12 protein-coding genes are annotated in these 12,408 nt (G+C 74.7%); 4 read left to right on the plus strand and 8 right to left on the minus strand.

The genetic code is table 11. The annotated features are described in order from the left end of the window. Positions 1–171 precede the first annotated feature (171 nt). From KPF47_RS11130 to KPF47_RS11140, 3 genes are all read right to left on the minus strand, one after another. Positions 172–1,029, minus strand: a complete 858-nt coding sequence (locus tag KPF47_RS11130; protein WP_224388702.1) for a phosphoribosylaminoimidazolesuccinocarboxamide synthase — start codon at positions 1,027–1,029, stop codon at positions 172–174. Further along, positions 1,026–2,444, minus strand: coding sequence for an adenylosuccinate lyase (purB, locus tag KPF47_RS11135; protein ID WP_224388704.1), 1,419 nt, complete (start codon positions 2,442–2,444; stop codon positions 1,026–1,028). Before purB ends, KPF47_RS11130 begins: the two co-directional genes overlap by 4 nt. Before the next feature lie 69 nt (positions 2,445–2,513). Beyond that, positions 2,514–3,098: a TetR/AcrR family transcriptional regulator gene (locus KPF47_RS11140; RefSeq protein WP_224388706.1), complete on the minus strand. Its 585-nt coding sequence runs from the start codon at positions 3,096–3,098 to the stop codon at positions 2,514–2,516. A 189-nt stretch (positions 3,099–3,287) separates the two neighbouring features. On the opposite strand from KPF47_RS11140, the gene KPF47_RS11145 reads away from it, so the two are divergent. The 4 genes from KPF47_RS11145 to KPF47_RS11160 all read left to right on the plus strand — a co-directional run bounded on the left by KPF47_RS11145 (position 3,288) and on the right by KPF47_RS11160 (position 7,904). Beyond that, positions 3,288–4,373, plus strand: coding sequence for a low specificity L-threonine aldolase (locus KPF47_RS11145; protein ID WP_224388708.1), 1,086 nt, complete (start codon positions 3,288–3,290; stop codon positions 4,371–4,373). 23 nt (positions 4,374–4,396) lie between these two features. Then, a complete protein-coding gene (locus KPF47_RS11150; protein WP_224388710.1) occupies positions 4,397–4,588 on the plus strand; it encodes a hypothetical protein in 192 nt (63 codons plus the stop codon). A 140-nt stretch (positions 4,589–4,728) separates the two neighbouring features. Then, positions 4,729–5,757, plus strand: coding sequence for an ATP-binding cassette domain-containing protein (locus tag KPF47_RS11155; RefSeq protein WP_224388712.1), 1,029 nt, complete (start codon positions 4,729–4,731; stop codon positions 5,755–5,757). Then, positions 5,754–7,904 carry a YhgE/Pip domain-containing protein gene (locus KPF47_RS11160; protein ID WP_224388714.1) on the plus strand — a complete coding sequence of 717 codons (2,151 nt, stop codon included), beginning with the start codon at positions 5,754–5,756 and terminating at the stop codon, positions 7,902–7,904. The genes KPF47_RS11155 and KPF47_RS11160 overlap by 4 nt, the downstream gene beginning before the upstream one ends. Positions 7,905–7,910: 6 nt before the next feature. On the opposite strand, the gene KPF47_RS11165 is transcribed toward KPF47_RS11160, so the two are convergent. The 5 genes from KPF47_RS11165 to KPF47_RS11185 form a co-directional block, all read right to left on the minus strand. Next, a complete protein-coding gene (locus tag KPF47_RS11165; protein WP_224388870.1) occupies positions 7,911–9,029 on the minus strand; it encodes a pyridoxal phosphate-dependent aminotransferase in 1,119 nt (372 codons plus the stop codon). A gap of 155 nt (positions 9,030–9,184) precedes the next feature. After that, a complete protein-coding gene (locus KPF47_RS11170; RefSeq protein ID WP_224388716.1) occupies positions 9,185–9,394 on the minus strand; it encodes a hypothetical protein in 210 nt (69 codons plus the stop codon). Between the two features lie 209 nt (positions 9,395–9,603). Next, positions 9,604–10,872: a phosphoribosylamine--glycine ligase gene (purD, locus tag KPF47_RS11175; RefSeq protein WP_224388718.1), complete on the minus strand. Its 1,269-nt coding sequence runs from the start codon at positions 10,870–10,872 to the stop codon at positions 9,604–9,606. Positions 10,873–10,922: 50 nt separating this feature from the next. Further along, positions 10,923–11,864: an alpha/beta fold hydrolase gene (locus KPF47_RS11180; protein WP_224388720.1), complete on the minus strand. Its 942-nt coding sequence runs from the start codon at positions 11,862–11,864 to the stop codon at positions 10,923–10,925. A gap of 16 nt (positions 11,865–11,880) precedes the next feature. Then, complete coding sequence (locus tag KPF47_RS11185) at positions 11,881–12,402, minus strand: phage holin family protein (protein WP_224388722.1); 522 nt, start codon at positions 12,400–12,402, stop codon at positions 11,881–11,883. Positions 12,403–12,408: the final 6 nt, after the last annotated feature.

Raw genomic sequence — 12,408 nt, forward strand, 5'->3', positions numbered from 1 at the left:
AGCAAATTCCTGGGGGCGGGCGCTGGGTCGGACCGGCCCCCGGTCGGCCATCCCACGGTCCGCTGTGGTCGGCCGAGAACTCGCTTACCCGGTAAGCGAGTTCGGCCCGGAAGTGCCTGCCGCACGGCCGGTCCCACCGACGGGCCGATCACACCCGACGTCCACGGCGGGTCAGGCGGTGGGCGAGGTCCAGGGGGTGCCGGTGATGCGGCGGTAGACCTCGGCGTAGCGGTCGTGGACGACCTTCACGACCTCGTCGGGGACCTCGGGGCCGGGGGCGGTGCGGTCCCAGTCCAGGCCCGCGGACCAGTCGCGCACGTACTGCTTGTCGAAGGAGAACTGCACCCGGCCGGGCTCGTAGGAGTCGGCGGGCCAGAAGCGCGACGAGTCCGGGGTGAGCACCTCGTCACCCAGGACGATCTCGCCGGAGGTGTCCCGGCCGAACTCCAGCTTGGTGTCGGCGACGATGATCCCGCCCCGGGCCGCCGACTCGGCGCCTCGGCGGTAGACCTCCAGCGTCAGGTCGCGCAGCCGGGCCGCGGTGTCGGCGCCGAGCAGCGCGACGACGTCGTCGAAGGTCATGAACTCGTCGTGCTCGCCGACCGGCGCCTTGGTGGTCGGGGTGAAGATCGGCTCGGGCAGCTGCGAGCCCTCGACCAGCCCCTCGGGCAGGGTGACGCCGGAGACGGCGCCGGTGCGCCGGTACTCCTGCAGCCCGAGCCCGGTGAGGTAGCCGCGGGCGATGCACTCGACCGGCAGCATCTCCAGCGGGCGGCAACGGACGGCGCGCCCGGCGAACTCGGCGGGGATGTCCTCGGTGCCGACGACGTGGTTGGGCACGAGGTCGCCGGTGCGCTCGAACCAGTACAGCGACAGGGCGGTGAGGATCGCGCCCTTGTCCGGGACGGGCGTCGGGAGCACGACGTCGTAGATCGACAGCCGGTCCGAGGCCACGAGCAGCAGCTGGGCCGGGTCGCGGGACTCGTCGAGGTAGAGCTCGCGGACCTTGCCGGAGTGGACGAGCCTCACAGGATCCCTCCGGGGGTGTAGGCGGCGACCTCGGGGTGCTTCGCGGTGATCCCGGCGATCTTCTCCGTCACCGTGGTGACCTGCGCGGACGCGGCACCGGTGAAGCGCAGCGGGTCCTCCAGCAGCCGGTCCAGCGTGCCGGCGGGCAGGCCGAGCCGGTCGTCGCCGGCGAGGCGCTGGAGCAGGTCGTTGTCGGCCTGGCCCTGCTCGCGCATCGCCAGTGCGACGGCGACCGCGTGCTCCTTGATGACCTCGTGCGCGGTCTCCCGGCCGACCCCGGCACGGACGGCGGCCATCAGCACCGCGGTCGTGGTGAGGAACGGCAGGTAGCGGTCGAGCTCGCGGGCGATCACGGCCGGGTAGGCGCCGAACTCGTCGAGCACCGTCAGCGTGGTCTCGTAGAGGCCGTCGAGGGCGAAGAACGCGTCCGGCAGCGCGACGCGGCGCACCACCGAGCAGGAGACGTCGCCCTCGTTCCACTGGGCCCCGGCGAGGTCGGCGGTCATGACCGACAGGCCGCGCAGGATCACCATGAGGCCGTTGATGCGTTCCGCGGAACGGGCGTTCATCTTGTGCGGCATGGCGCTGGACCCGACCTGACCCGGGGCGAAGCCCTCGGTGGCGAGCTCGGCACCGGCCATCAGCCGGATCGTCGTGGCCAGCGACGACGGCGCCGCGGCCAGCTGCACCAGCGCGGAGACGACGTCGTGGTCGAGCGACCGCGGGTACACCTGCCCGACGCTGGTGAACGCCTCGGCGAACCCGAGGTGGGTGGCGACGCGCTGCTCGAGCTCGTCGAGCTTGGCCGCGTCGCCGTCGAGCAGGTCGAGCATGTCCTGGCTGGTGCCCATCGGGCCCTTGATGCCGCGCAGCGGATAGCGCGAGCGCAGGTCGTCGAGCCGGGCGTGCGCGACGAGCAGCTCGTCGGCGGCGGAGGCGAACCGCTTGCCCAGGGTGGTGGTCTGCGCGGCCACGTTGTGGCTGCGCCCGGCCATGACCAGCTCGGCGTACTCCGCCGCACGCCGCCCGAGCCGGGCCAGGACCGCGACGGTCCGGTCTGCGACGAGCTCCAGCGAGAGCCGGATCTGCAGCTGCTCGACGTTCTCGGTGAGGTCGCGGCTGGTCATGCCCTTGTGCACGTGCTCGTGGCCGGCGAGGGCGTTGAACTCCTCGATGCGGGCCTTCACGTCGTGCCGGGTGACGCGCTCGCGGGCGGCGATCGAGCCGAGGTCGACCTGCTCGACGACGGCCTCGTAGTCCTCGATCACCGACGGCGGCACCTCGATGCCCAGGTCGCGCTGGGCACGCAGGACCGCGATCCACAGCCGTCGCTCCAGCTGGATCTTGTACTCCGGCGACCAGAGGCGGACCAGCTCGGGGCTCGCGTAGCGCGCGGCCAGCACGTTGGGAATCACGTGGCGCGATGGTAATGGCTGTTCACGGCCCCGCCACGGGTGGGAGCACAGGCTCACACCCGCGACGGCTCACGTCCGGGGCAGCGCGTCCAGGGCGTCGTGCAGCGCGACCCGGCCGACCGCACGCGGGTCGGGGTCGGCCTCGATCAGCGCGGTGAGCACGACGCCGTCGACGAGCGCGGTGAGTCTGCGGACCTCCCCCGGGCCCGGGCGGCGGCCGGTCGCGCGGGTCAGTGCCTCGTCGAGCAGGGCGTCGAACTCGACGCGCTGGGCACGCAACAGCCCACCCAGGAACGGGCGGCGGCCGGACCCGATCAACCGCTCGAACCGGCACAGGACCGCGTCCAGGCCGTCGGTGCGCGACCGTGGGCCGAGCAGCAGGTCGAGCACGATCTCGGCCGGGTCGTCGCGGCGGGCCAGGCAGGCGTGCGCGTCGGCCAGCTCGGCGTGCGCCAGCCGGTCCAGCGCGGCGCAGACCAGGTCCTCCAACGAGGAGAAGTAGTACGTCGTGGCCGCCAGCGGCACCCCGGCCCGTTCCGCGACGGCGCGGTGCCGGATCGCGTCGAACCCGCTCTCGGCGAGCAGGTCCGCGGCCGCCGCGACGAGCAGGGCGCGGCGACGCTCACCCTTCTCGGTCTGTTTCGGGGCGGCCATCGTCACATAGTGCCAAGACCGGACCCGTCCGGACGAGTGAGATACCGGACTCCACGCCCAGGTCGGACGGGGTGACCGTGACCGTTTCGTGACCCTGCCGTTCTCACCGCCGCGCGGATGGAACACACTGATGAGGTGCGCCCGTCACCCAGAAGCCGCTGGTCCCCGCGCAGTGGTGCGCGTGGAGCAGTGGCCGCCCCGGCCCCCGGCGAGCCCATCGACCTGCGGTCGGACACCGTCACGCTCCCGACCGAGGCGATGCGCCGGGCGATGGCCGAGGCCGAGGTCGGCGACGACGTGCTCGACGGCGACCCCACGATGCGCGAGCTGGAGGAACGGGTCGCGGGCCTGCTGGGCGCCGCCGACGCGTTGTGGACGCCCACCGGGTCGATGGCCAACCTGATCGCGCTGATGAGCCGGCTCGGTCGCGGCGACTCCTTTCTCGCCCCGCAGGGCGCGCACGTGCTCGACTTCGAGCTGGGCACCGCCGCCTGGCTGGCCGGCGGGATGCCGCGACCGTTGCCGCACGACGCGGGCCCCGGCAAGGTCACCGCGTCCGCGGTGCGACGGGCCGCCGCCGACGACGGCTCCTACGCCTCCCTGCGTCCGGTGCTGCTGTGCCTGGAGAACACCCACAACTCGGCGGGCGGCACCGTGACGGCGCCGGAGGAGCACGCCTCCGTGGCCGCCGCGGCGCGGGCCGCCCGGCTGTCGGTGCACCTCGACGGCGCCCGGCTGTGGAACGCCGCGGTCGCGCTCGGGGTCCCGCCGGGCGCGCTGACGGTGGGCGCCGACACGGTCGCGGTGTGCCTGTCCAAGGGGCTCGGGGCACCGGTCGGGTCGGTCGTCGCCGGGTCGGCGGAGTTCGTCGAGCACGCCCGCCGGCTGCGCAAGATGCTCGGCGGCGGCGTCCGGCAGGGCGGGGTGCTGGCCGCGGCCGGGCTCGTCGCGCTGGAGGAGATCGACCGGCTCGCCGAGGACCACGACCTCGCGACCAGGCTCGCGGCCGGGCTGCGGGAGCGCGGCTGGCGGGTCCGCGAGCCGCAGACCAACATCGTGCTGGTGGACGTGGCCGACGTGCGCGGCACGATCGCCGCGTTCGCCGAGGCCGGGGTCCGGGCCGGTGCCATCGCCGGCAAGCTGCGGCTGATGACCCACCGCGACGTCGGCGACAAGCACGTCACGGCGGCGCTGGACCGGATCGGCGAGGTCGGACCGGCCAGCACCGGCTCCCCCGGCGGCCCCGCGCCGCTGCCGCGCACCGCCCTCGGCTGAGCCCGCCGGCTGTCTCCCCGACCGTGCTCGACCGGGCGGCCCGGCACCGCTCCGGCACCGCTCCGGCCGGGTCGCGCGGCACCCCGGCGGCCGTCCCCGTCGCCGCCGTCACACTGTCGCGCCGGGTCAACTCACTGTCGCCCGAGGTCAAGTCGGCCCGCACGATCGGGTCCACACTGGCCGAGGGCCGGACGCCGGAGCGGGCGTCGGCCTAGGCTTCCGCCGCCGTCGCGCCCGTGCGTACGCACCTGTTCCGCGCCGGTGGCTCCGACCCACGACCGGTGCCGGTGAGCTGCGCGGACCCGCGATCGCCGGGCCCCGTGCCGCTCCGGGCGCCCAGGACAGCAGGACCGTCATGACCAGCTCCGCCCCCACGTCCGTACCCGTTCCCGACACGGCGCTCACCGCCGAGGGCGTCGCCGTCGACGGCGCGCACGGGGTGCTGCTCGCGCCGACGTCGCTGCGGGCCGTCCCGGGCTCGGTGCTGCTGGTCGCGGGCAGTCCCGGCTCCGGTCACACCGCACTGGCACTGGCGCTGGCCGGGCGGATGCGGCCCGACCACGGCACCGTCACCCTCGACGGCGACGACGACCCCCGCCGCCTGCGCCGGGCCGTGGCCGTCGTCGACACGCCCGGGGTCAGCGAGCCGGAGCCGGTGCTGCCGCTGCGGACCGTCGTCGGCGAGGAGCTGGCGATGGCCGGTCGTGGCACGACGCCGCGGGCGGTGGCCGAGTGGCTGGGCGCCCGGGGCGCACAGACCTGGGTGCGGTCGCGGTTCGAGGACGTGCCCGCCGCGGTGCGGATCGGGCTGATGACCGCGCTCGCCGCGTCCCGGCCGGGGATCCGGGTGCTCGTCCTGACCGCACCGGACCGGCACGGCGGCACCCCGGTGACGTGGTGGCAGGTGGCGTCCGAACACGCCCGCGCCGGGTTCGCGGTGGTCGTGACCTGCACCGAGGGGTCGGCGGCGCTGCTGGGCGTCCCCGCGGTGCGGCTCGGCGGTGGGGACCCCGGCGCCGTGACCGAGCCGCCCGGGCGGCACGCGCGGCCGGACGACCCGACCGGGCCGCTGACCGTCGTGGCACCGCAGGGTCCGCCCGAGCTGCCCGAGGGCTGGACGCGACGGCTGCTGCGCCGCCGCCCGTCGCCGGCCGCCGAGCCCCGGCCCGAGCCGCCCCCGACCCCGTCCCCGTCCCCGTCCCCGTCAACGGACACGGACACGGACACGGACACGGAGCAGGCGGGCACGGATCCGGAGGACGCGGGCACCGCGATCCTGCCCGGCGGGGAACCCGAGCCGCCGGACGGCGGTACCGACAGCACCAGCACACCCGACAGCACCGGCAGCACCGGCACGACCGACGGCACGGAGCGGACCTCATGAGCGCGATCCGGATGGCGATCAGCGAGCTGCGGCGGATCACCGCCGGTCGGCTGCCGGTCCTCGCGGTGCTCGCGCTGCTGCTGATCCCGATGCTCTACGCGGGCTTCTACCTCTACGCCAACGGCGACCCGTACTCCCGCCTGGACCAGGTCCCCGCCGCGCTCGTCGTCGAGGACGCGGGGGGCACCGACGCCGACGGGACGCCGCGCAACGTCGGACAGGACGTCGCGACGGAGCTCCTCGACTCGGGCTCGTTCGACTTCCACCGGGTCACCGCCGAGGAGGCCGACCGCGGGGTCCGCGACAACGTCTACACCTTCGCCCTGACGATCCCGCGCGACTTCACCGCCGCCCTGCAGTCCTCCGGCGAGTTCACCCCGCGCCAGGGCACGCTCGTGCTCACCACGAACGACGCCAACAACTACCTGGCCCGCACGATCGCCGACACCCTCACCACCCGGGTCCGCGAGTCGGTCGCCACACAGGTCGGGACGCAGGCCGCGGACCGGTTCCTGACCGGGTTCGCCACGGTGCACGAGAAGACCGCCGAAGCCGCCGACGGCGCCGGGAGGCTCGCCGACGGGGCGGGCACCGCGCACGACGGCGCCGGCCGGCTGGCGTCCGGGGCCGGCGAGCTCGCGACCGGGCAGCGGAAGCTCCTCGACGGGGCCCGGCAGCTCTCCGGCGGAGCCGACCGGCTCGCGACCGGCGCGGGGACCCTCGCCGGTGGGGCGGGCACGGCGGCGTCGGGAGCGGACCGGCTGTCGTCGGGGGCCGGTGAGCTCGCGACCGGGCTGGACACCCTGCGCACCGCCACCGCCGACCTGCCCGCGCAGTCGCAGCGCCTCGCCGACGGCGCCCGTCAGGTCGCCGACGGCAACGCCAGGCTCGCGGCGGCCGGTGACCGGGTGGCGCAGGAGAGCGCCCGGCTCGCCGACCAGCTCGACGCCGCGGACGGCCCCATCGCCGCCACCCTGCGCGAGCGCGGCTTCACCGAGGAGCAGGTCCAGCAGGCCCTCGCCGCACTGGCGACGGCGAAGCAGCCGCTCGTCGACGGCAACGCGCGGGTCCAGCAGGTGTCCGGGCAGCTCGACCGGCTCGGGTCCGGCGCCGGGCAGGTCGCCGACGGCGCCGAGCAGCTGGCGGCGTCGGCGCCGCAGCTCAGCCAGGGCATCGCGAGCGCCGCGGACGGTGCCGGGACCCTGCGCGACGGCGCGACCGAGCTGTCCGGCGGTGTCCGGCGGCTCTCCGACGGCGCCACGCAGCTGGCCGGCGGTGCGACCGCGCTGCGGACCGGCGCGGACCAGCTCGTCGACGGGGAGCGGTCCGCCGTCGAGGGCACCGACCGCCTCGCCGACGGCGCACGCCGGCTGGACACCGGGACCGGTGAGCTCGCGACGGGGGCGACGCAGCTGCGCGACGGCCTGACGTCGGGCCTCGGCGAGATCCCGAACCCCGCCCCCGGCGTCCGGCAGGCCACCGCGCAGACGATCGGCGACCCCGTCGCGACCCGGGACGTCGCCTACTCCCAGGCCGACACCTACGGCGCCGGGCTGGCCCCGTTCTTCATGGCACTGGCCACCTGGATCGGCGGCTACGTGCTGTTCCTGCTGGTCCAGCCCCTGTCCCGGCGCGCGATCGCGGCCGGGCAGAGCCCGCTGCGGATCGCGCTGGGCGGCTGGATCCCCGCGGGCCTGCTCGGGGTCCTGCAGGTCACCGGCATGTACACGGTGGTGTCGCTGCTGCTCGGCATCGTCCCCGTGCACCCGTTCGCGACGCTGGCGCTGCTGTGGCTGACCTCGATGACGTTCACCGCGATCGTGCACGCCCTCAACGCGCTGCTCGGCTCGGTCGGGCAGTTCCTCGGGCTGGTCCTGATGGTGCTGCAGCTCGTCTCCGCGGGCGGCACGTTCCCGTGGCAGACCATCCCCGCGCCGCTGTACCCGGTGCACCACGTGATGCCGATGGGCTACGCCGTCGACGCGCTGCGCCACCTCATGTACGGCGGTGAGCTCGCCGGTGTCGTGGGCACGGCGGTGCCGGTGCTGCTGGCCTGGTTCCTCGGCGCGCTCGCACTGGCGACGTTCGCGGCGTACCGCAGACGGGTGTGGACGGCGACGGCGGTGAAGCCCGAGCTCGTGCTCTGACCCGGGTCAGACCCAGGCCCGCAGCCGCTCCAGCGCAACGGTGACCGCCTCGGTGGTCCCGGCGCAGGAGAAGCGGATGTGGCCTCCGCCGTCGACCGGGTCGAAGTCCTGGCCCGGGGCGACGGCGATACCGGTCTCGGCGAGCAGCCGGTAGGTCAGGTCCATCGAGGTCTCGCCGGCGCGCAACAGGTGCCGGATGTCGGCGTAGACGTAGAACGCGCCGTCGGCCGGCGCGAGCCGGGTGATGCCGAGCTCGCGCAGCCCGGCCAGGAGCAGGTCGCGGTTGCGGCCGTAGCGCACGACGTGGGCGTCGGCCTCGGCGTAGCTCACCTCGTCGAACGCGGCGAGCGCGGCGTGCTGGGGCAGCGCGGGCGGGCAGACGGTGAAGTTGCCGGCGAGACCCTCGACGGTGCGGCGCAGCCGCGGCGGGCAGACCAGCCAGCCGAGCCGCCAGCCGGTCATCGAGAAGTACTTCGAGAACGAGTTGACCAGCACCGCCTCCCGGGAGGTCTCCCACGCGCTGCTGGTCGCGGGGCTGCCCGGGAACGTGATGCCGTGGTAGATCTCGTCGCTGACGAGCTGGATCCCGCGCTCCTCGCAGTGGGCGGCGAGCGCCGCCAGCTCGGCGGGGTCGAGGACGGTGCCGGTCGGATTCGCCGGGCTGGCCACGATCAGGCCCTTCACCGGCTCGTCGAGGGCCTCGAGCATCTCCACCGTGGGCTGGAACCGGGTGGCGGGCCCGCAGGGCAGCTCGACGACCTCGCAGCCCAGCGCGGCCAGGATGTTGCGGTAGCAGGGGTACCCCGGGCGTGCCATCGCGACCCGGTCGCCCGCGTCGAACGCGGCGAGGAAGGCGAGCAGGAAACCGCCGGAGGATCCGGTGGTGAGGACGACGTCGCCGGGGTCGACCTCCAGGTCGCGGGTCCGGCGGTAGTGCCCGGCGACGGCCTCGCGCAGCTCGGCGATGCCGGGGGCGACGGTGTAGCCGAGTACCTGCTCGCCCAGCGCGGCGACCGCGGCCGCCCGGACCGGTTCCGGGGCGGGGGTGGAGGGCTGCCCGGCCGAGAGGTTGATCAGGTCGCCGTGGGTGCGGTCCCGTTCGGCGGCCGCGGCCCAGACGTCCATGACGTGGAACGGGGCGACGGCGGCACGGGCGGCGACGGTCAGACGGCTCACACGGGCGAGCGTAGGCGGCGGGCGGGACCGCACACCCGGACGGGAGCCCTGATCCGGGTGCGCGGTCCGTCAGCTGACGGGGCGGGCGCGGGGCCCGCCCGGTGTCACTCCGCCTCGAAGCCCAGGGCGTCGACGACGGCGCCGATCTGCGCGTCGGTGTCGGCGACGGTGTCGTCGATGTACTCGGCGATCGGGGTGATCTCGGCCGCCTGCGCGGTGCCGGTGAACGCCAGGGCGGCGAGCGGCGCGGCGACGACGCCACCCACGAGGGCGAGGGCGCGACGACGACGGGCCTGCTGGGGAGCGTTGGCCATGGTGATCCTCCTGAGATTCAGGGGCACCGGCTGTGCCCCTGTGCCACAGGACGATTCCCCGACGCAGCGGTGGAGATCAAACCCTTGTGTCCGTTTTTACCTGCTCTTCACCATCGCCGTACATCGCTGCGGGAACGATCTTGTCGTGCCTGTTCAGGTCCATAGGGACCAATGTCACTAGGCCATTCGGCGGTAACGTGGGCGCAACATCAGCCCTGTGCGACGGGCACGGTGACCTCTCCGCGCTCGGCCTTCAGCCCGATGTCGGTGCGGTGGTGCGAGCCCGCGAGGCGCACCGGCTCCAGCCGGGCGTAGGCCTCGGCGCGGGCCGCGGCGAGGTCGGTGCCCGTGCCGACGACCGACAGCACGCGCCCGCCGGAGGAGACCACCGCGCCGTCGTCGCGACGACGGGTGCCGGCGTGCAGCACGCCCTCCCCCTCGGCCCCGGTGATGACGTCACCGAGCCGCGGGGTGGCCGGATAGCCCTCTGCGGCGACCACCACGGTCACCGCCGACCCCTCGGCCCACTCGATCGCGGGCTGCTCGGCGAGCGTGCCGGTCGCGGTCGCCAGGAGCAGCCGCGACAGCGGGGTGCGCAGCAGCGCCAGGACGGCCTGGGTCTCCGGGTCCCCGAAGCGGCAGTTGAACTCGATGACCGCGGGGCCCTGCGAGGTCAGGGCGAGGCCGGCGTAGAGCAGCCCGGTGAACGGGGTGCCGCGGCGCACCATCTCCTCGGCCACCGGTGCGACGACGCGCGCGACCAGCTCCTCGGCCAGCCCCTCCCCCGCCCACGGCAGCGGGCAGTAGGCGCCCATGCCACCGGTGTTGGGTCCGGAGTCGTCGTCGCCGACACGCTTGAAGTCCTGCGCGGGCAGCAGCGGTACGACGGTGGCGTCGTCGACGAGACAGAACAGTGACGCCTCGGGCCCGTCGAGGAAGGACTCGAGCAGCGCCGGGTGGCCGGCGGCGAGCAGCCCGAGGGCGTGTGCCCGGGCCACCTCGACGTCGCCGGACACGACGACGCCCTTGCCGGCGGCGAGCCCGTCGTCCTTGACGACGTAGGGCGGGGTGAACACCGACAGCGCGGTGTCGAGGTGGGCAGGGTTGTCGACGACGACCGACGAGGCCGTCGGCACCCCGGCCGCGCTCATGACGGCCTTCGCGAACGCCTTGGACCCCTCGATCCGGGCCGCCTCGGCGCTCGGGCCGAAGCAGGGGATGCCGGCCTCGCGCACCGCGTCGGCCGCACCGTTCACGAGCGGGCCCTCCGGCCCGACGACGACGAGGTCCGCCTTCCAGGTCCGCGCGACGTCGACCACCGCGCCGTTGTCGGTGACGTCGAGCCCGAGCTGCTCGGACACCGCAGCCGTCCCCGCGTTGCCGGGGGCGACCGCGAGCGCCGTCACCTCCGGGTCCTGCGCCAGAGCCACGGCGATGGCGTGCTCGCGCGCACCGCTTCCCACGATCAGGATCCGCACGGTGGCCGAGCGTATCCGTGCACGTCGGGCGACCGGGAACCGGTCTCCGCTCAGCCGTCGCACCGTTGCAGGTGCGCACCGATCAGGGCGGTCACGTGGGTGGGGTGCTCCTGCTGCGGGAAGTGGCCGGTGGCCGGGAGCGTGTGGTGGGTCAGCCCGGCGCCGGCGAACCGCTCGTCGCCGCGCAGGGTGGCGTCGAAGACGCACGGGTCGTCGGCGCCGTGCACCTGCAGCACCGGCACCCCGACCGGCCGGGAGGTCTCACGGGCGAACCGGCGCCCGTCGGGTCGCAGCTGTGAGCGCACCGACCAGCGGTAGTACTCGAGACTGCAGTGCGCGACGGTGGAGATCTGCATCGCCTCGGCGTTGCGCTCGACGACGTCGGCGAAGTCGGCGGTGGCGGCCCACTCCGGGCCCGCCCAGGCCCGCATGATCCGGCCGACGCGGGCGCCGCCGTCGGCGCGCAGCGAGCGCTCCGGGAGCCGCGGCAGCTGGAACCCGAACATGTAGCGGCTGGCCCGGCCCTGCCCGAGCGGGTCGCGCAGCAGCGCGTCGCGCATGACCACCGGGTGCGGCGCCCCCAGCCCGGTCAGGGAGCGGACCAGGCGCGGGTGCAGGGTGGCGACCGTCCAGCCGATCGCGGCGCCCCAGTCGTGCCCGACGACGTGCGCGCGCGGCTCACCCAGCGCCCGGATCAGTCCGGCGCAGTCCCCGGCGAGGGTCCAGAGGTCGTAGCCGCGGGGCGGCTTGTCGGTGTCGCCGTAGCCGCGCAGATCGGGCGCGACGACCCGGTAGCCGGCGTCGCCCAGGGCCAGCAGCTGGTGGCGCCAGGTCCACCAGAACTCCGGGAACCCGTGCAGCAGCACGACCAGGGGCCCGGTCGACGGGCCGTACTCGACGAGGTGGATGCGGATGCCGTTGGCCGACACCGCACGGTGCTGCCACGGACCGGGCACCCGGACGACCGAGGGGTCGGGTGGGGTCCCGGTCACTCCGGACACGGTCGGGTCAGCCTGCGGCGGTGTGCCGCCCGGACGTGCCGTCGGCGATCTCGCGCACGTTGTCCCGGTCGCCACGGTTGCCACGCTGGGCGAGGACCTGCGCGGAGTCCTTCAGCGAGTCGATGGTGCGCTCGGGCTTGCGGATCTTGCGGACCCGCAGGTAGCCGAGGAGACCGAACAGGCCCGCCACGAGCAGCATGAACAGGAAGGTGATCCCGAAGCCGGCGGCGCGGTTGAGCCACAGCGACAGGAACTCGGCGAGGGTGAAGAACAGGTAGAACAGGCTGAACAGCCCGATCACCGCGGCGATCACGAAGAAGACGCTGCCCTGCACGCCCTTCTTCACCTCGGCCGTGACCTCGGCCTTGGCCAGCTCCACCTCCGACCGGACGAGGGTGGAGAGGTGGGTGGTGACGTCCTTCGCGAGGGCACCGAGGGACGCGTCGCGCGGCCCCGGCTCGTTCGTGAGCGGGATCGAGGGCAGGACCGGCGGAACCTCCGCGTTGCCCGACTGGCTGTTGCTGGCCACCGTCTT

The organism is Pseudonocardia sp. ICBG1293 (assembly GCF_020131355.1).
Lineage (GTDB): Bacteria > Actinomycetota > Actinomycetes > Mycobacteriales > Pseudonocardiaceae > Pseudonocardia.

Coding starts and splice junctions, on each gene's coding strand:
- KPF47_RS11140 (WP_224388706.1), bottom strand. CDS start 3,098: ATGGCCGCCCCGAAACAGACCGAGAAGGGTGAGCGTCGCCGCGCCCTG.
- KPF47_RS11165 (WP_224388870.1), bottom strand. CDS start 9,029: ATGGACGTCTGGGCCGCGGCCGCCGAACGGGACCGCACCCACGGCGAC.
- KPF47_RS11155 (WP_224388712.1), top strand. CDS start 4,729: ATGACCAGCTCCGCCCCCACGTCCGTACCCGTTCCCGACACGGCGCTC.
- KPF47_RS11170 (WP_224388716.1), bottom strand. CDS start 9,394: ATGGCCAACGCTCCCCAGCAGGCCCGTCGTCGTCGCGCCCTCGCCCTC.
- KPF47_RS11160 (WP_224388714.1), top strand. CDS start 5,754: ATGAGCGCGATCCGGATGGCGATCAGCGAGCTGCGGCGGATCACCGCC.